The organism is Chiayiivirga flava, from assembly GCF_014202825.1.
Lineage (GTDB): Bacteria > Pseudomonadota > Gammaproteobacteria > Xanthomonadales > Xanthomonadaceae > Chiayiivirga > Chiayiivirga flava.
In genome coordinates this window covers 494,734-513,173 of record NZ_JACHHP010000002.1, presented here as the reverse complement: position 1 = coordinate 513,173, position 18,440 = coordinate 494,734, and the positions used below count along the sequence as shown (strand labels likewise).

The 18,440-nt window shown below is 69.5% G+C and carries 15 protein-coding genes and 1 riboswitch; of the genes, 10 read left to right on the top strand and 5 right to left on the bottom strand.

Features of this window, described 5'->3' with window-relative positions:
• Nucleotides 1–13: 13 nt before the first annotated feature.
• On the bottom strand, nucleotides 14–550 hold the full coding sequence (locus HNQ52_RS06710) for a pseudouridine synthase (RefSeq protein ID WP_183960725.1): 537 nt from the start codon (nucleotides 548–550) through the stop codon (nucleotides 14–16).
• Between the two features lie 70 nt (nucleotides 551–620).
• Between HNQ52_RS06710 and HNQ52_RS06705 the strand changes: the two genes are divergently transcribed.
• A complete protein-coding gene (locus HNQ52_RS06705; RefSeq protein ID WP_183960333.1) occupies nucleotides 621–2,372 on the top strand; it encodes an ABC transporter ATP-binding protein in 1,752 nt (583 codons plus the stop codon).
• A gap of 272 nt (nucleotides 2,373–2,644) precedes the next feature.
• On the opposite strand, the gene HNQ52_RS06700 is transcribed toward HNQ52_RS06705, so the two are convergent.
• Nucleotides 2,645–5,569, bottom strand: coding sequence for a M14 family zinc carboxypeptidase (locus HNQ52_RS06700; protein ID WP_183960332.1), 2,925 nt, complete (start codon nucleotides 5,567–5,569; stop codon nucleotides 2,645–2,647).
• A gap of 159 nt (nucleotides 5,570–5,728) precedes the next feature.
• Here HNQ52_RS06700 and HNQ52_RS16890 point away from each other — a divergent pair, with 159 nt between their 5' ends.
• The 3 genes from HNQ52_RS16890 (at nucleotide 5,729) to HNQ52_RS06690 (ending at nucleotide 9,542) form a co-directional block, all read left to right on the top strand.
• On the top strand, nucleotides 5,729–6,007 hold the full coding sequence (locus HNQ52_RS16890) for a hypothetical protein (protein WP_221281965.1): 279 nt from the start codon (nucleotides 5,729–5,731) through the stop codon (nucleotides 6,005–6,007).
• A gap of 21 nt (nucleotides 6,008–6,028) precedes the next feature.
• The gene (locus HNQ52_RS06695) at nucleotides 6,029–6,514 is read left to right on the top strand and encodes a sterol desaturase family protein (RefSeq protein WP_221281964.1); all 486 of its coding nucleotides are present in this window, start codon (nucleotides 6,029–6,031) and stop codon (nucleotides 6,512–6,514) included.
• Between the two features lie 147 nt (nucleotides 6,515–6,661).
• A riboswitch (cobalamin riboswitch) is annotated at nucleotides 6,662–6,868 on the top strand.
• A gap of 364 nt (nucleotides 6,869–7,232) precedes the next feature.
• Nucleotides 7,233–9,542, top strand: coding sequence for a ribonucleoside-diphosphate reductase subunit alpha (locus HNQ52_RS06690; RefSeq protein ID WP_183960724.1), 2,310 nt, complete (start codon nucleotides 7,233–7,235; stop codon nucleotides 9,540–9,542).
• Between the two features lie 129 nt (nucleotides 9,543–9,671).
• Here HNQ52_RS06690 and HNQ52_RS06685 read toward each other — a convergent pair whose 3' ends face one another.
• Complete coding sequence (locus HNQ52_RS06685) at nucleotides 9,672–9,983, bottom strand: GIY-YIG nuclease family protein (RefSeq protein WP_425486479.1); 312 nt, start codon at nucleotides 9,981–9,983, stop codon at nucleotides 9,672–9,674.
• Between the two features lie 124 nt (nucleotides 9,984–10,107).
• On the opposite strand from HNQ52_RS06685, the gene HNQ52_RS06680 reads away from it, so the two are divergent.
• Both HNQ52_RS06680 and dctA read left to right on the top strand, forming a co-directional pair.
• Nucleotides 10,108–11,148, top strand: coding sequence for a ribonucleotide-diphosphate reductase subunit beta (locus HNQ52_RS06680; protein ID WP_246387637.1), 1,041 nt, complete (start codon nucleotides 10,108–10,110; stop codon nucleotides 11,146–11,148).
• A 69-nt stretch (nucleotides 11,149–11,217) separates the two neighbouring features.
• On the top strand, nucleotides 11,218–12,552 hold the full coding sequence (gene dctA, locus HNQ52_RS06675; protein ID WP_183960331.1) for a C4-dicarboxylate transporter DctA: 1,335 nt from the start codon (nucleotides 11,218–11,220) through the stop codon (nucleotides 12,550–12,552).
• 1 nt (nucleotide 12,553) lies between these two features.
• Here dctA and HNQ52_RS06670 read toward each other — a convergent pair whose 3' ends face one another.
• Nucleotides 12,554–14,965, bottom strand: a complete 2,412-nt coding sequence (locus tag HNQ52_RS06670; RefSeq protein ID WP_183960330.1) for a protein kinase domain-containing protein — start codon at nucleotides 14,963–14,965, stop codon at nucleotides 12,554–12,556.
• Between the two features lie 63 nt (nucleotides 14,966–15,028).
• Nucleotides 15,029–15,595, bottom strand: a complete 567-nt coding sequence (locus HNQ52_RS06665) for an ECF-type sigma factor (RefSeq protein ID WP_183960329.1) — start codon at nucleotides 15,593–15,595, stop codon at nucleotides 15,029–15,031.
• Nucleotides 15,596–15,996: 401 nt separating this feature from the next.
• On the opposite strand from HNQ52_RS06665, the gene HNQ52_RS06660 reads away from it, so the two are divergent.
• From HNQ52_RS06660 to HNQ52_RS06645, 4 genes are all read left to right on the top strand, one after another.
• Nucleotides 15,997–16,959 carry a hypothetical protein gene (locus tag HNQ52_RS06660; RefSeq protein ID WP_183960328.1) on the top strand — a complete coding sequence of 321 codons (963 nt, stop codon included), beginning with the start codon at nucleotides 15,997–15,999 and terminating at the stop codon, nucleotides 16,957–16,959.
• The gene (locus HNQ52_RS06655) at nucleotides 16,956–17,552 is read left to right on the top strand and encodes a GTP-binding protein (RefSeq protein ID WP_343059229.1); all 597 of its coding nucleotides are present in this window, start codon (nucleotides 16,956–16,958) and stop codon (nucleotides 17,550–17,552) included. The genes HNQ52_RS06660 and HNQ52_RS06655 overlap by 4 nt, the downstream gene beginning before the upstream one ends.
• The gene (locus tag HNQ52_RS06650; RefSeq protein ID WP_183960327.1) at nucleotides 17,549–17,986 is read left to right on the top strand and encodes a roadblock/LC7 domain-containing protein; all 438 of its coding nucleotides are present in this window, start codon (nucleotides 17,549–17,551) and stop codon (nucleotides 17,984–17,986) included. Before HNQ52_RS06655 ends, HNQ52_RS06650 begins: the two co-directional genes overlap by 4 nt.
• 67 nt (nucleotides 17,987–18,053) lie before the next feature.
• Nucleotides 18,054–18,413 carry a roadblock/LC7 domain-containing protein gene (locus tag HNQ52_RS06645; protein ID WP_183960326.1) on the top strand — a complete coding sequence of 120 codons (360 nt, stop codon included), beginning with the start codon at nucleotides 18,054–18,056 and terminating at the stop codon, nucleotides 18,411–18,413.
• Nucleotides 18,414–18,440 lie beyond the last annotated feature (27 nt).

Sequence of the window (18,440 nt, the reverse complement as noted above, 5' to 3'; positions counted from 1 at the left end):
GCGCGCGGCGACGTCAGACCACGCGCCACTGCCCCGGCGCGAGCCCGTCCAGCCGCTGCGTGCCCAGCGCCACGCGCACCAGCCGCAAGGTCGGCAGTCCCACCGCCGCGGTCATGCGTCGCACCTGGCGATTGCGGCCTTCGCGGAGGGTCAGCTCCAGCCACGCGTCCGGCACCGACTTGCGGAAACGCACCGGCGGATCGCGCGGCCACAGCCAGTGCGGCGCATCGATCGCGCGCGCCTGCGCAGGGCGCGTCGGGCCGTCGTTCAGGGTCACGCCGTCGCGCAGCCGCTGCAGCGCAGCGTCGTCGATCACGCCTTCCACCTGCGCCAGGTACGTCTTGGGTTCCTTGTGGCGCGGATCGGTGAGACGGTGCGCGAGCGCGCCGTCGTCGGTGAGCAGCAGCAGGCCCTCGGAATCGAAGTCGAGCCGCCCGGCCGCGTACACGTCCGGCGGCAGTCCGAACTCGGCCAGCGTGCGGCGCGGCGGCACGCTGCGGTCGGTGAACTGGCACAGCACGTTGCAGGGCTTGTTGAACACGATCAGCATCGCGGCAGCATAGCCGCCGGACGCGCACGACACGATGCGACAATGGCCGATCGCAACGTCACGGTGACCCATGCATCCGCTCCGCCGCCTCTTCGGTTATGCCCGTCCGTACCGCGGCGACGCGTGGCTGGCCACGCTGTACTCGGTGCTCAACAAGATCTTCGACGTGCTGCCGGAAATGCTGATCGGCGTGGCGGTGGACATCGTGGTCAACCGGCGCGATTCGTTCATGGCCAAACTCGGCATCGCCGATCCGCTGCAGCAGCTCGTCTGGCTCACCGGCATCACCATCGTCGTGTGGCTGCTCGAATCGCTGTTCGAATACCTGTACGCGGTGAAATGGCGACGCCTCGCGCAGGACCTGCAACATGAGTTGCGTCAGGCCGCCTACGGCCATGTGCAGGCATTGCCGCCGGATTTCGTCACCGACGCGCGCAGCGGGCGGCTGATGGCCGTGATGAACGAGGACGTGCATCAGGTGGAACGCTTCCTCAACACCGGCGCCAACGATCTGGTGCAGGTGTTCGTTTCGTCGCTGCTCGTCGGCGGCGTGTTTTTCGTGCTCACCGCGGATCTGGCCGCGCTTGCGTTCCTGCCGATCCCGCTGATCCTGGTCGGCGCGTTCTGGTTCCAGAAGAAGCTCGCACCGCGCTACGCCGCCGCGCGCGAGGCCGCGGCCACGGTGTCGAACCGGCTCAACAACAATCTCGCCGGCATGGCGACGATCCAGGCCTACACCGCGGAAACCTTCGAGACCGAACACGTGCGGCGCGCGTCCGACGGCTACCGCGCGCGCAACGCGGACGCCATCCGCTTCGCCGCCGCGATCACGCCGGTGATCCGACTCGCGGTGCTGGTGGGGTTTGTCGCGACGCTGCTGTACGGCGGCTGGAAGACGCTCAACGGCGATCTGGGCGTCGGCACGTACTCGGCACTGGTCTATCTCACCCAGCGCCTGCTTTGGCCGCTGACGCGGCTCGCCGACATGACCGATCTCTACCAGCGCGCGATGGCCTCGGTGAACCGCGTGATGGACCTGCTCGAAGCGCCGCTGCCGCCGCAGCCCACCGGCATCTTGCCGGCGCCGGTGCGCGGCGCGGTGGACTTCGAACACGTGGTCGTGGCCTACGATGACCGGCACGTGCTGCACGGCGTGTCGCTGCAGGTGCCGGCCGGCGAGACGCACGCACTCGTCGGCGGCACCGGCGGCGGCAAGACCAGCCTGCTGAAACTGCTGCTCGGCTTCGTGCGGCCGGCGGGCGGACGCGTGCGCGTCGACGGCACGGACGTGGCCGACATCGCGCCGCGCGAGCTGCGTCGCCACATCGGCTACGTGGCGCAGGACCCGTTCCTCACCGACGGCAGCATCGCCGACAACATCGCGTACGGCGACAGCGCGCCGGACGCGGCACGCATCGAAGCGGCCGCACGTGCCGCACAGGCGCACGGCTTCATCGCCGCGCTGCCGGCCGGCTACGCCAGCGAGGTCGGCGAACGCGGCAGCCGCCTCTCGGGCGGCCAGCGCCAACGCATCGCGATCGCGCGCGCGCTGTACCGCGACCCGGCCATCCTCGTGCTGGACGAGGCCACCAGCGCGGTCGACAACGAAACCGAAGCCGCCATCCAGACCGCCCTGCGCGAGGCCGCGCGCGACCGCACCACGCTGGTCGTCGCGCATCGCCTCTCGACCGTGCGGCACGCCGACGCCATCCACGTGATGGACGCCGGCCGCATCGTCGAATCCGGCACGCACGACGCGTTGCTCGCGCGTGACGGTGCCTACGCCGCGCTGTGGCGGCTGCAGACGGGGCAGGCGGGCTGACGCGAATCGGCCTTCGCGGCGAGCGGTGCAACGAGACGTTTCTGCGCTTGCCCTTCTCCCTGCGGGAGAAGGTGCCCGAAAGGCGGATGAGGGTCCGGACGAAGCCAAGCGCGCGAATCTTGCGGTTGCGGACGGTGTTGTACGAGGCGATGTCGGGCACTACGCAATACCACTTATCGAACCGCGGCGCGTAGACACGGCGTCGGTTCCCGAACCCTCTCCCCAACCCCTCTCCCCCGGGGAGAGGGGCTCAGTACGAACGGATGGGTCGGCTAGGGCGCGGTCTCGAACCCATCGTCGAAGACCGCCGGCGGCAACGGTGGCATCACCGTGACCGCCGCCAACGCCGTTACCGGCCCGCCCTCACCGTCACACGACAGCGTGTACGCGACATCGACCTCCGGCTCCACCAGCAGCGAACCTTCCGCCAGATCCTCCGATGCCACCACGTACGGCGCACCGCCATCGTCAGCGACGATGCTGCATGCCGTTGCATTCTCCGTCGTCCATGCCAGCGTGCTGCCCTCGCCCTGGGCAACCGTTGGCGGCATCGCGACAAACTCCAGGATGGCCACCGGCGGCGGCGACGTGACGATCACCAAGGTCTCCGCCGTCACCGGTCCGTCTGCGCCATCGCACGACAGCGTGTAGATCACGTCCTGCGCCGGCGAAACGGCGAAGGTTCCCGACGCCAGATCCGGCGCCGCGATGGTGTGCACCGAAGCGTCGGAACTGTTCGCGATGCTGCACGCGGTCGCGTGTCGCGTGGTCCATGCCAGCGTGGCGATGTCCCCGGCAACGATCTGCGCGGGCGTCGCGTCGAACGCATCGATGGACACCGGCGGCTGCTGCCCCGCGCGGCACTCCGCGCCGCCGGCCGACAGCACGACATTGTCCACCGCCCACCCCGGCGCCCGCACCGCCGTGTCGGAGGTGAAGCGGAAGCGCACGCGCGCGTTCGCCGCGCCGTCGAGTTGCGGCAACGGCAATTCCACCGTGCGCCACTGGGTTTCGCCGTCGCAGCGGAACACTTCGCTCCAGCTGCCGCCGCCGTTGCCGCTGACCTCCACGATGCCGTAGTCCCAGTCCGCCTCGGTGTTGCAGCGCTGGTCGAAGCGCAGCGACACTGAGCTGTATCCGGACAGGTCGAGCGTCGCGCTCGCGAGCGCGATGTCGAGGTTGTTGGCGTAGTCGCCCGACGCGCTCTGCAGCCATGCCGCGCCGCCGTCCTGGCCCGCGCCGGCGCGTTTCTGCCACGGCGCCTGCGGCGTGAACGGCGAGACGGCGGCGGGTTCCACCGGATCGTCGAGCACCGCGCACGTTCGGTACAGCGCCACGTCGCGCGTCAGCGCATCGCCGGCAGCGACGGCAAGCGCCGGCTCCAGCGCGGTCTCGAACCCGGGCGCGGACACCTGCATCGGCCAGCTGCCGGCGCGCAGCACGCGCGCGTAGCCGCCGTCGGCCGCGGTGGTGGTCTGCCACGGTCCGATCTCGACGCGTGCCACGAGCGGCGCGCCGCTGACGATGTCGGTGACGGTGCCGGCGATGCTGGCCGCGTCCTCCGGCGCCACCACCTCGACGAAGGCCGCGCCCACCGGGCCGTCGGCGCCGCTGCTGTCGCGCGCCTGCACGTAGACCAGATGGCGTCCCGGCGCGAGCGCGCCGCTGTCGATCGCACCCGTGGCGGCTTCGACCGGCGTGTCGAAGCTGCCGTCCGCGGCCTGCAGCGGCTGCGCCGTGGCGCCGGGCAGCCACGGCGGCGTGAGATAGGCGGCAGCGCTCGCGATCGGCTGCACCGCCGGCACCGGGCCGGAAAACGGCGGCGTGCCGGTCTGCTGGCGCGCATCGTCCAGTTGCGCGACCACGGTGGCCGCGTCGCCGGCGAGGATCAGATCGGGCTCGGCCCGCACCTGCGTCGTGTCAGGACCTGCCGGCAACACGTACGGCGCGCGCAGCACGCGCGCGGCGTAACGCAGCGCGGCACGGTTGGTCGGTTCGATGGCGTTCTCGAAGGTCTGGCAGTCCTGGAAGAAGTCGGTGCCGAGCTCGAACGCGTAGCTCGCGACGCCGAGCTCGCCGTAGGTGTAGTCGTCGGTGGTGCCGTCGGTGGCGTACAGGCCGATTGCCGCCTGCGCGGTGTAGCCATTGAACGCGGCGAGGCGGCGACCGAGCACCGCCAGCGCGGTGCCGTTCGGCGCCGGATCTTCGGTGAAGCCCCAGGGCCACAGCACCAGCTGCGAATAGCTGTGGATGTCCATGAAGATGCCCGGCGTGTCGTCCGGCGCCGGATCGGTCAGCAACGGGCCGCGGTGGTCGCCGAACAACTGCGTGGCGTACGCGGCGATCGCCTCGGTTTCCGGTTCCGAACCGCCGCTCGGACCGCGGTACGTGTCCTGGCACGGCACGCCGCTCGATCCGCCCGGCGCGCTGTTCCACGCGAATGGAAAATTGCGGTTCAGGTCGATGCCCTGCTGCGAGGCTGTCGCGCAGTACGCGCTGTTGGTGTTCTTGCGCCACAGCGCGCCGGCTTCGGCACGCTTGCGGCCGTCGGGGTTGGCGTGCACCAGCACGTGCACCTCGTGGTGGTCGAGGATCCACGTGGCATCGGCATCGCTGCCGTAGCCTTCGACCAGATCCTCGACGAAGCGCAGCAACAGTTCGGCCGGCGTGTACTCGCGCGCATGGATTGACCCGATGACGAACAGCGCCGGCTTCGGCCCGGGAATCGCGCTGTTGGTCGCGCGCGCCACGCGAAGGCGATACCCACCGCTGCCCTGCTGCCACTGCCAGCTCGGGCCGATGTCCACCATCTGCAGCAACTGCGGGTGCGTGGACGCGAGATCGTCGAGCCGATCCTGCGCTTCTTCGACGGTGCGGTAACACGCGAATCCGGGGATCGCGCGCGCACCGGACGTGGCCGCGGAAAAGGCCGCGGCGGTGCGCTGCAGCGTGTCGCTCGCCGCGCGATCGAGCTCCACCCGGAACCCGGCCGCGATCAGCTGCGCGCGCAGCCACGGATCGGCCTCGGTGCGCAGCAGGCCCTTCGCACGATCGACCTGCGCATGGCCGAGCAGCGGCGCCACGGCGTCGACCTTGTGCGCATCGTCGAACCACGCCCGCACCACCTGCACATCGTCGCCGTGCGCGCGCGTCGGCGCGGACGCCGTCGCGCCGGCCAGCGCAATGGCCAACGCCACCCGTTTCCAACCCGTTCCCATCGTTCCGTTCCCCACCGCGGCCCGGCGCCGCACACCGCAGTCTGCCAACAATGCCGTGCCGATGCGACGTGTTCGGTGCCCCGCCGATCCCCGGCACGGGTATGCTCGGCCGATGCCAGCGACAGCGCGACTGCCCGCGTGAACCAGACCCTGATCGACCTGCCGGCCGCCACCGTGATGCTCGGCGGCGTGCTGTATTTCGCGCTGCTGTATTTCGGTGTCGGCGGCATCGCCGTGCTGCTGACGCGGCACGTGCTGCCCGCACTGCGCTACGGCCGGCGCATCGATCCGCGCCGGGTGCCGGCCGCACAACGTCGTCGCGAACTGCGCCTGTCGCTGATCTCCATCGTCATCTTCGGCGTCGGCCTCGTCGTGCCGTGGAGTGTCCTCAGGCTCGGCTGGGCGCGCGTGGCGTAGTATCCGGCGTGGTGGCGCATCGTGCTGGAACTGGGCGTGCTCGCGCTGTGGAACGAACTGCACTTCTACGCCAGCCACCGCGCCCTGCACACGCGTCCGTTGCGCCGCTTCCACGTGCCGCACCACCGCTCGCTCGTCACCACGCCGTGGTCCACCTACAGCTTCCATCCGGTGGAGGCGCTACTGCTCGGCAGCGTGCCGCTGATTCCGATGCTGCTGCACGACTTCAGTTTCACCGCACTGGCACTGCTGCCGCTCTTCAGCATCGTCATCAACAACCTCGGCCATTCGAACTACGAATTTTCCGCCCGCGAAAAGCCGCCCGGCCTGCAGGGCGCAAGTCGCCGCCACCACCTGCACCACACGCGCTATCACGGCAATTACGGCTTCCTCGCCGCCTGGCCCGACCGCCTGTTCCGCAGCGCACTGCGCGACGATGAACCGTCGCGCGCGAGCCCGCGCAGGCCGCGTGCAGATGCGGCCGGACCACGCGCCGAACCGCGCTGACCGTCGTCCCGGCGGAAGCCGGGACCCAGCGGCGTGCGCTCTCCCGGCAACGCGTGGCGCACCGCGATGCCCGGTGCCCGGCGTCTGCCGGAACAGGCATGTGGCTCCCAACCACAACCCCTAGGCTTGCCCCCGTCTTGAAAACCCTATAGCTTGTGCCCGTCGGTGCCCGGCCACGGTCGGGCGCAAGAGGGAAGCCGGTGCGAATCCGGCGCTGCCCCGCAGCGGTATGGGAAACGACCGCCGTCATAGCACTGGGAACGCCAGAAGCGTCCCGGGAAGCGACGGCCAGTAGGTGTGGAGACGAGGCCACCAGTCCCGAGCCCGAAGACCTGCCGACACGCCGCGCGAAGCACACCGCGCGGTGCCGGCCTGCGCAGTCTTCGGAGGGAAGACGGCCGGATGTCGACACGATGCCGTGCGCGGCATCGTGCCGCCTTTTTCTCAGGCGGTGCGACATCCCGCGAGCACCTTCCCGTGACTGCACGCCCGCGGGGGCGTGGCCGCAGCGATGCCGCTCCGCGCGGCGTCGTGCGCGGTCGTGTTCCCGTGGCGTCGCGTCTCGCGGGAGGCGCGCGGCGACGTGCGCTTCGAGGGAGACCGATCCATGCAGCACACCGACACCGCCGAGGCCGGCATCGACGCCGTGCGCGACAGCGCCACGCGCAGCGACAGCAACGCCAGCTTCGCCCTCACCCCGCCGCACAGCGCCGGCGCCATGACCGTCACCAAGCGCAGCGGCCGCCGCGAACCGGTGGACCTCAACAAGATCGTGCGCGCCGTGCAGCGCGCCGCCGACGGCCTCTACGCCGTCGATCCGATGCGCGTCGCCACGCGCACCATCTCCGGTCTCTACGACGGCGCCACCACGAACGAGCTCGACCAGCTCTCGATCCGCACCGCCGCCATGCTCACCGCCGAGGAGCCCGAATACGGCCGCCTCGCCGCGCGCATCCTCGCGTCCGTCATCGACAAGGAAGTGCGCGGGCAGGAAATCCACGCGTTTTCGCAGTCGGTGGCGCGCGGCCACGCCGTGGGCCTGATCAACGAACGCCTGCTCGCCTTCGTGCAGACCAACGCACGCAAGCTCAACGACGCGCTCGATCCCAACCTCGATCGCCGCTTCGACTACTTCGGCCTGCGCACGCTGTACGACCGCTATCTCTTGCGCCACCCGACCGAACGCTTCGTCATCGAAACCCCGCAGCAGTTCTTCCTGCGCATCGCCTGCGCACTGACCGAAGACGTGTCCGACGCGCTCGAGCTCTACCGCCTGATGGCCAACCTCGACTACCTGCCGAGCTCGCCGACGCTGTTCAACAGCGGCACCACGCACGAGCAGCTGTCCTCGTGTTTCCTGCTCGATTCGCCGGAAGACACGCTGGAGTCGATCTACAGGCGCTACGCCGACGTGGCGATGCTGTCGAAGTTCTCGGGCGGCATCGGCCTCTCGTACACGCGCGTGCGCTCGCGCGGCTCGCTGATCCGTTCCACCAACGGACACAGCAACGGCATCGTGCCGTGGCTGAAAACGCTCGATTCGAGCGTGGCCGCGGTGAACCAGGGCGGCAAGCGCAAGGGCGCGGCCTGCGTCTACCTCGAACCCTGGCACGCGGACATCGAGGAATTCCTCGAACTGCGCGACAACACCGGCGACGAGGCGCGCCGCACGCACAACCTCAACCTCGCCAACTGGATTCCCGACCTCTTCATGCGTCGCGTCGAAGCCGATGCGATGTGGTCGCTGTTCGATCCGCACGCGGTGCCGCATTTCACCGACCGCTGGGGCGAGGCCTTCGAGCGCGCCTACGAGCAGGCGGAAGCGTCCGGCCTCGCGGTGAAGCAGATGAAGGCGCGTGACCTCTACGCCCGCATGATGCGCACGCTGGCGCAGACCGGCAACGGCTGGATGACGTTCAAGGACAAGTCCAACCGCGGCTGCAACCAGACGCTCAAGGCCGAGAACGTGGTGCACCTGTCGAACCTGTGCACCGAGATCCTGGAGATCAATTCGCAGGGCGAGACGGCGGTGTGCAACCTCGGTTCGATCAACCTCGGCCAGCACCTGGTCGATGGCGTCTTCGATTTCGACAAGCTCGCCGAGACCGTGCGCATCGCGGTGCGTCAGCTCGATCGCGTGATCGACCTCAACTACTACCCGATCGAATCGACGCGCGCGAGCAATCTGCGCTGGCGGCCGGTGGGGCTCGGTCTCATGGGATTGCAGGACGTGTTCTTCCGCCTGCGCCTGCCGTTCGACAGCGCGGAAGCGCGTGCGATGTCGGCGAAGATCTCGGAAGAGATTTACTTCCACGCGCTGGTGACGTCGAACGAACTGGCGCGCGAGCGCGGCGCGTTGCCGGCGTTCGGCGACACGCGCTCGTCCACCGGCGAGTTCCAGTTCGAAGCGTGGAACGTGGCGCCGTCGGACATGGCGCGCTGGGATAGCTTGCGTGCGCGCATCGTCGAGCACGGCCTGCGCAACTCGCTGCTGATCGCGATCGCGCCGACGGCGACGATTGCGTCGATCGCCGGGTGTTACGAGTGCATCGAGCCGATGGTGTCGAACCTGTTCAAGCGCGAGACGCTGTCGGGCGATTTCCTGCAGGTGAACAAGTATCTGGTCGAGGAACTCAAGCGCCTCGGGCAGTGGACGCCGGAGATGCGGGATCGCATCAAGCTGGCGGAAGGCTCGGTGCAGGGCATCGGTGAATTGCCGGAGACGCTGCGTGCGATCTATCGCACGGCGTGGGAGTTGCCGATGCGGTCGCTGATCGACATGGCAGCGGATCGCGGGGCGTACATCGATCAGTCGCAGTCGCTGAACCTGTTCATGGAGAGCCCGAACATCGGGGCGCTGTCGTCGATGTACATGTACGCGTGGAAGAAAGGGTTGAAGACCACGTACTACATGCGCTCGCGCCCGGCGACGAAGATCGCGAAGACGACGGTGGTGAGCCAGACGCAGGCCAATGCGGCGGTTGTCTGCTCGCTCGAAAACCCCGGATCCTGCGAGGCCTGTCAGTAAAAAAACACCCGTCGTCCCGGCGAAAGCCGGGACCCAGTGGCGTTGGCTTTTCGATCGATCGCAACAACGAGAAGCAACGCCGCTGGGTCCCGGCTTTCGCCGGGACGACGGGATCAACTACAGACGGGGTTACATGCAGATGTCGTCATACAGATCCCGCCACGCGCCGTTGCCGTGTTCGATCAGCTCGATCTTCCAGTCCCGCTTCCATTTCTTGATCAGCTTTTCGCGTCGGATCGCCGATTCCATCGTTGTGTGCAGCTCGAACCACACCAGCAGATGCACGCGATGCTCGCGCGTGAAGCCGGGCAGCAGTCCATTGCGATGCTGCCAGATCCGCTGTTTCGGAGCCGATGTTGCACCGACGTACAACGTGCCCATCCGCTGGCTTGCAAGCATGTAGACACAAGGCGTCCTTTCCCGCATCTCGATTCTCCGCATCAGTCCATTCCCACCGTCGCCCCGGCGAAAGCCGGGGCCCAGTGGCGTTGTTCTTCGCACATACGCGGAAGCAACGCCGCTGGGTCCCGGCTTCCGCCGGGACGACGGGACTACAGGTAACCTCATGTCCGCACATGCTCTGATGGCGTCCGCCGCGTCCAACAGCCGCCTCCTTGACCCCGGCTTCGAACTGACCCTGCGCCCCATGCGCTACCCGCAGTTCTACGAGATGTACCGCAACGCCATCCGCAACACATGGACGGTGGAAGAGGTCGACTTTTCCTCCGACGTCAACGACCTCAAGCACAGGATCGGCCCCGCCGAGCGCCATTTGATCGAGCGCCTCGTCGCCTTCTTCGCGACCGGCGATTCGATCGTGTCCAACAACCTCGTGCTGAACCTCTACCAGCACATCAACGCGCCCGAAGCGCGCATGTACCTCTCGCGCCAGCTGTACGAGGAAGCGCTGCACGTGCAGTTCTACCTGACGCTGCTCGATACCTATCTTCCCGACCCGGGCGAACGGGCGAAGGCCTTCGCCGCGGTGGAAACGATCCCGTCGATCCGTGCGAAAGCCGACTTCTGCTTCAAGTGGATCGACTCGATCCAGAGCCTGCACCGCATCGAGACAAAGGACCAGCGCCGCCAGTTCCTGCTCAACCTGATCTGCTTCGCCGCCTGCATCGAAGGCCTGTTCTTCTTCGGCGCGTTTGCCTACGTCTACTACCTGCGCTCGCGCGGCCTGTTGAACGGTCTTGCGGCAGGAACGAACTGGGTGTTCCGCGACGAATCCGGCCACATGGCCTTCGCGTTCGAAGTGATTCGCGTCGCGCGCGAGGAAGAACCCGATCTGTTCGACGACGCGCTGCGCGCCGACGTGGTGCGCATGCTCGAGGACGCGGTCGAGTGCGAATGCCAGTTCGCCAACGACGTGCTCTCCGGCGGCGTTGCCGGCATGTCGCTGCGCGACATGCGCCAGTACCTGCAGTACTGCGCCGACCAGCGCCTCGCGCAGCTCGGCCTGCCGAAGCATTTCGGCAGCAGCAACCCGTTCGCCTTCATGGACCTGCAGGACGTGCAGGAAATCACCAACTTCTTCGAGCGACGCGTGTCGTCGTACCAGGTGGGTGTGGAAGGCGAGGTGGCGTTCGACGCGGCGTTCTGACGCGCCGCAGCGCGCACGCGTGACGCATTCCCGCGTACTCTGCGCGGCATCGCGCCACGCCGGATCGCCATGCAGCACACCGCCGCCCCCACGCTCGCTCGCCCGCCGCGCTGGTGGACCAATCTGTACGTGCAGGTGCTCGTTGCCATCGCGCTGGGCGTCGCGCTGGGGCATTTCCGGCCCGAACTCGGCGCGGATCTGAAGCCGCTCGGAGACGGGTTCATCAAACTCGTCAAGATGATCATCGCACCGGTGATCTTCCTGACCGTGGTCATCGGCATCGCCAAAATCGGCGATCTGCGCAAGGTCGGGCGCATCGGGCTCAAGGCACTGGTCTATTTCGAGGTGCTGACGACGCTGGCGCTGGTGTTGGGCCTGCTCGTCGCGAACGGCGTGGCGCCGGGGCGCGGCATGAACGTGGACCCGGCGCAGCTCGATGCCGGCGGTGTCGCGCAGTACACCCAGGCCGCAACACAGCAGAGCACCACGCAGTTCGTGATGAACATCGTGCCGACGAGCTTTTTCTCGCCGTTCGCCAATGGCGAGTTGCTGCAGGTGCTGCTGGTGGCGCTGCTGTTCGGCATCGCGCTCACGCGCATGGGCGGCGCGGGACGGCGCGTGCTGGATCTGTGCGACGACGCCAGCCACGTGTTTTTCGGCATCGTGGCGATGATCATGCGGCTGGCCCCGATCGGCGCCTTCGGCGCGATGGCGTTCACCGTCGGCAGGTTCGGGCTGGAGAGCCTGGCGCAGCTGGGCGGGTTGATCCTCGCGGTGTACGCGACGTGCGCCGCGTTCGTGGTCGTCGTGCTCGGCACGGTGGCGCGGCTCGCTGGATTTTCGTTGTGGCAGTTTCTGCGCTTCATCCGCGGCGAGCTCTTGCTGGTGCTTGGCACGTCGTCGTCCGAATCGGCGTTGCCGCGCCTGCTCAAGCGGCTGGAGGAGCTGGGCTGCGATCGCGCGGTGGTGGGGCTGGTGGTGCCGACCGGCTACTCGTTCAATCTCGACGGCACGTGCATCTATCTCACGCTCGCGGCGGTGTTCGTCGCGCAGGCGCTGAACATCGATCTGACGCTCGGCGAACAGCTCACCCTGCTCGCGGTGCTGCTGCTGACGTCGAAGGGCGCAGCCGGCGTCACGGGATCGGGCTTCATCGTGCTGGCCGCAACGCTCGGCGCGCTCGGTGGCAAGGTGCCGGTCGAAGGCGTGGCCTTGATCCTCGGCGTGGACCGCTTCCTGTCGGAGGCCCGCGCGATCACCAATTTCATCGGCAACGGCGTCGCGGCGATGGTGGTGGCGAAGTGGGAAGGCCTGCGCGACGACGCGCAGATGCAGCGCGCGTTCGTCGCCGGGCCGGGCGTGGATACCGCGCTGCCCGAACCCGGCCTCGAAGCGCAGGTGTAGCTCACCCCGCGGCGGGCAGCGGCTGCATGCGCAGCCATTCGAGCGCGGTCGGCGGGCTGGCGCCCGCCTCGTCGCAGGCGTCGCCGAGTCGCCGCAGCAGTTCGCAGGCGCGCACGCGCCCCGGATGGCCGGCCGGCATCGCACGCTGACGCAGCGCCAGCGCGGCGCGCGCATGCACCCGCGCGGCCTGCGCGTCGCCGTCGACCTGCGCGGCCAGCAGCGCGAGTCCGAGCAGCGGTTCGGCAGTGCGCGGGTGGCCGTCCGGACCGATCGCCTGCAGCGTGTGCGCGGCTGCGGCGAAAAGACGACGCGCTTCGTCGTTGCGGCCCTGCGCGCGCCGCAGCCAGCCGAGGTCGCTGCGCGCGTAGGCGAGCACGTGGCTGCGTTCGCCGAACGACGCCGCGTAGCGCCGCTCGACCGGCGTGAGCAGCGCGTCGGCACCGGCGATGTCGCCGCCGGCATGGCGCGCGAGCGCCAGCCAGTGGTGCGACCAGACCAGGCCCGACCAGCGCTGGCCGAGACGGTCGACGCGCATCGCGGCGCTGCGTTCGAGTGCGGCGGTGCCGGCGACGATGTTGCCGTCGTGCAGGTCGATCTGGCCGAGGCAGTCGAGGCAGGTCGCGATCATCGGCTGCGATCGATCGGCCCGTGCCCGCTCGGCCACGATGCCGCGCTGCACGGCGGCGCGCGCCGCGGCGTAGTCGCCGAGATCGCGCAGCACCATGCCGAGCATGCAGTGCGACCCGCCCTGCGCGGGCCCGAGTGTCACCGCTTGCTCGGCCATGCCGCGCGCCGCGCGCCAGTCGCCGCGGCTGTGCAGCACGTCGGCGAGCACGATGCGCACGTAGGCGTCGTCGGGTGCATTCGCGGCGCGGTCGCGTGCGATCACCTCGCGCAGCAGGTGCTCGGCGGGGTCGAGTTCGCCGCCGTAGTTCAGCAGTTCGGCCAGCGTGATCGCGGCCGAGCGCCAGCGCACGGGATCGCCGGCCTGCGTCGCGGCGTCCAGCGCGTCGCGCGCGGTGGCGGCGCCCACCACCATCTCGGCGCGGCTCAGGCGCAGGCGCGCGAGGATTTCCAGCATGCGCGCGCGCAGCGCCGGCTGGTCCGCGAGATCCATGCGCGCCCGCGCGCTGGCGTTGGCGAGCACCTCCTCGCTCAGCGCCTGCGACGGACCGGCGCGCATCAGCACGTTCTCGATGAAGGCGGCGGCATCGCGGTTGAGACGCGCTTCGTGCGCCATGGCGTCGGCGTGACGCACGGTCTGCGCGGTGAACGCGAGCAGCGCCAGCAGCGCGGCAGCCGCGACGCCGGAGGCGGCCCAGTGCCGCCGCAGCCATTTCGCCGCGCGCCGCAGCGCGCCGTGGTCGCGCGCGGCGATGGGGCGGCCGCTGCGGGCGCGCCGCAGGTCGTCGAGCAGCGCCTGCACCGAGGCGTAGCGCGCGTCGGGATCGGCGTCGACGGCCTTGGCGACGATCGCGTCGAGGTCGCCGCGCACCGCACGCGCACGCACCGGCCATCCGGCGTCGCGTTCGCGCAGCACGACGCTCGGCGCACGCAGCTCGCCACGATGCACGCCGCCGCCGCACAGCAGCAGGTGCAGCAGGCGGCCGAGCTGGTAGACATCCGAACGGGTGTCGACGCGGCCACCGGCGAGTTGTTCGGGGCTGGCGAACTCGGGCGTGAGCAGACGGCCGTAGTCGCGCGTGAGGGCATCGTCGCCGGCGCCGGACTGCAGCGCCGCGATGCCGAAATCGAGCAGGCGCGGGCTGCCGTCGCCGCGGACCAGCACATTGGCGGGCTTGAGGTCGCGATGCACCACCATCTGCCGGTGCGCGCTCGCCACCGCGCCGGCGATCTCGCCGAACAGGGCGAGGCGCGCGTCCAGACCGATGTCGGTGCGCTGCAGCCAGCGGTCGAGCGGTTCGCCGTCGACGAGCTCGATCGCGAGCCAAGGTCGGCCGTCGTCGGCGACGCCGCCGTCGAGGTAACGCGCGATGCGCGGATCATCGAGCGTGGCGAGAATTTCGCGCTCGCGCGCGAAGCGCCAGACGTAATCCGGACGCAACTGGTGCGGCCAGAGGATCTTCACCGCCGCGGCCTGCGCCACGGTGCCGTCGTCGCGTTCGGCACGGAATACCTGCGCCATGCCGCCGCTGCCCAGGCACTCGCGCAGGCGCCATGCGCCGACGCGCGCCGGCCCCGGCGGCGCGATACTGGCCAGCGCCAGCGCCGTGGCGCCGCCGAACAGGTGGCCGAGCGCGTCGTCCACGTGCGCCGAACGCGCCAGGCGCAGCAGCCGCAGCACGCGGGCCTGCAGCGCGACATCGTCGCCGCACGCGACGGCGACGAAGCGCTCGGCCTCGTCCGGCGGCTGCTGCAGCGCTTGATCGAGCACGGTGTCGACGCGGGTCATGCGGGGTTCCGGCGGCGCGCGGCGCGTCCGCCATCCTCCATACGCGGTTTCATCCCGGCCGCGTCACGGCGGCAGGCCGAGCGCATCCGCCACCCAGGCCCGGGCGCGCGCGAGATCGCGCTGCACGGTGCGCAGCGACACGCCGGCAAGCGTCGCCACCTCCTGCGGTTCGAGCCCGGCAAACCACACCATGCCGGCGGTGTCGAGCAGCGCCGGGTCGTGTTCGCCGAGCTTGCGCATCGCTTCCTCCAGCGCCAGCAGCGAGGATTGCTCGGCCGCCATCGGCTCCTCGTCCGACAGCGCTTCCGGCGCAAGCCCGCCGCCGCGTTTTTCCGCGCCGCGCCGGCGCAGGCTGTCGATGACGATCTGCCGCATCACGCGGGCGCACAGCACGAAGAAATGCTTGCGGTCGCTGACGGCGAGGTGCGACTGGCGCGCGAGGCGTTCGTAGGCTTCGTGCACCAAGGCCGTGGTCGACAGGGTCGCGCCCTGGCCGCGGTGCCCGAGCTGGCTGCGCGCCAGACGGCGCAGCTCGTCGTAGACCAGCGGCATCAGCCGCGTCAGCGCATCCGGTTCGCCGGCCGACGCGGCGCCGAGCAGGGCGGTCAACGTGGCGTCGGTGCGATCCATGGACGGCAATCTACTGCGTCCGCGCTGCGCGGACCACGCGTAGGAGTGCGCGTCCAAACCGTGCGCAAGCGCCGGTGCGCGGCGGAACGACCCCGGCGGGCCGCTTCTTGCCCCGGACGCCACATTCCGTTGCGTGTCAAAGCATCTCCCGTCGCTTGACGGTAAGGCGACCGTCTGCTTGTCGCGCGTCGGAAAATGTAATCGATTACAACCTTTGACAATCAACCGGTTGTGCCCGGCGTCGGCGTTTGTAAGACTTGCAAAATGTGAACTGCGTCACAGTTGAAACACCGCGTCGTGATGGCCGGGACGGACTCCGGACCGGCGCGCACCAATTCAAAAGCGATCGCCGGCGGACGACCCGCCAAAGGGCGGCGGGGGTGTCGGTGGAAAACCAGACCATGGTGCCGTTTTCGGTGGCGTTGTCCGTGCCCGGCCACCGCAGCGCCCTGCTGCGCTGCATGCTCGAAAGCGCCGCGCACGAGTTGCGCGCACGCGGCATCCGCTGGAAGGTGGTGGAGGCCGGCAGCGCCGACGTGACATTCCGCCAGCGTCCAGCCACCCACGGCGACCCCCGCACCGGCGGCGATCTGTACGCCGAGATCCACCGCGCAGGCAGCGACGCCGAACAGATCCGCGTCGACGGCCCGTTGCGCAGCGCTGCCATGGTGACCGTGCTCTCGCGCATCGCACGCAGCCTGCGCCCGGGTGCGGGTGCCTCGGGTGCGACCGGCAGCAGCGTGGCACTGCGCTGGCTCGACGCCTGGTGCAACCTGGCGGCGAACGCACCGATCGACTTCTCGCTCGGCGGCAGCACGGTGGCCGTGCTCGACCCGCGCCGCGGCACCTGGCATGCGGCGATCGGTACCGCCACGCCCGATCTGGAAGCCCTGCTCGATCGGATGACGCGCGAACCCTTCGCGCTGCAACCGGCCGGCACGGTGCCGGCGACCGATGGCGTGCCGCTCAAGCCGCTGCTGTGGCAACTGGGGCTGACCGCCGGCGCCGCCGGCCTGCTGCCGAGCCTGTCGCAACCGGGCGAGCTGCGGCTCAAGGGCTGGCCGTATCTCGCCGCCGGCGGTCCGCGCAGTTTCGGCGACATGATCCGCCAGCTGCGCGGCGCGCCGGTCGACCTGATCGCGCTGCGCGAACTGGGCCTGGCGCCGCGCGAGGAGCTGCAGGGCTTCCTCAACGCCTGCCATGCCTGCGGCTACCTGCAGGCGGTGCCGGCGGCGGGTGCGTTCGGACAACGCAGCCAGGCCGCGCCGTTGCCGCCGCTGGCCGCCGTGGCGCGGCGTGGCGCGGGACGCAGCGCGGGCGTGCTGGCCTCGATCCGCCGCTCGCTCGGGATCGGTGCCGAGTGAGCGAGGTCAAGCTGCTGTTCGCGGGGCCGATGGGCGCGGGCAAGACCACCGCCATCCGCGCCATCAGCGAAGTGGAACCGATCGCCACCGAGGTGGCGAACACCGATCTTGTCGAAAGCGCCAAGCTCGAAACCACCGTCGCGATGGACTACGGCCAGCTCACCCTGGACAACGGCGACACGCTGCGCCTGTACGGCTCGCCCGGGCAGCGCCGCTTCGATTTCATGTGGCGGCTGCTGGCCGACGGTGCACTGGGCATCGTGGTGCTGCTGGACAACTCGCGTGCCGATCCGCTCGCGGATCTGGAGCACTTCGTCGTCGCCTTCGCGCCGATGATCGCCGCCGGGCGCGTGGTGATCGCCCCGGGCCGGCTGGAGACGCATCCGAGCCCGAGCCTGGACGACTATCTCGCACGCCTGGACGCACTCGGCCATTTCGTGCCGGTGGTGCCGGCCGACGTGCGCCGCCGCGACGACGTGCTGCGCGTGCTCGACGTGCTGTTCGAACAGATCGAACTGGCCGAGGAGACCGAGAGCGTGGACGGCGACGGCGACGAGTGGCTGCGGTTCGTGCAACAGGCGAGGGCGACATGAGGGCGATGTCGCGGATGATCCCGCAGGACCTGCGCGACGGCATCGACCACGCGCTGCACGATCTGCACCAGCGCATTCCGGCCGCGATGGGCTGCGTGGTGGCCACGGTCGACGGGCGCCTGGTGTCGCACATCGTCGACAACGACGCCGATCCGCAGCGCATCGCCGCGATGATCGGCTCGATGGTGGCGCTGGGCGAAACCATCGGCAAGGAAGTGCGCATCGACCGCTCGCAGTACGTGGTGGTGAACGCCAGCAACGGCACCCTGCTCGCGCAGCGCATTCCGAGCGAGCGCGAACTGTTCGTGCTGGCCACGCTCGCACGGCCCACCACCAACCTCGGCATCGTGCTGCACGAAACGCGCACCACCGCCGCGCACGTCGCGATGCAGATCGACGACTGGCTGCAGCGCAACGCATCGATGCCGACCTGATCTTCACCGCAACGCCGCCGCCCGCCGGTTGCGGGTCCTGCACCACCCACCACAGGGATCACCGCTCATGGCAAAACTCGACATCAACTCACTGTCCGGCATCGACGGCTTCATCGGCGCGGCGCTGGTGGACTCCGACAGCGGCATGGCCCTGGCCAAGCTCGGCGGCGGCAACATCGACCTGGACGTTGCCGCAAGCGGCAATACCGAGGTAGTGAAGTCCAAGCGCCGCGTCGCGAGCACGCTCAAGATCAACGAGCGGATCGACGACATCCTGATCAGCCTCGAGCGCCAGTACCACATCATCCGTCCGCTGGAGCGCAACGAGACGCTGTTCCTGTATCTCGTGCTCGATCGGGCCAAGTCCAACCTCGCGATGGCGCGACACGAGCTCAAGAGCTTCGAACAGAACCTCGATTTCGGCTGAGCGCACGCTTCGCGCGCGGCGCGCCAT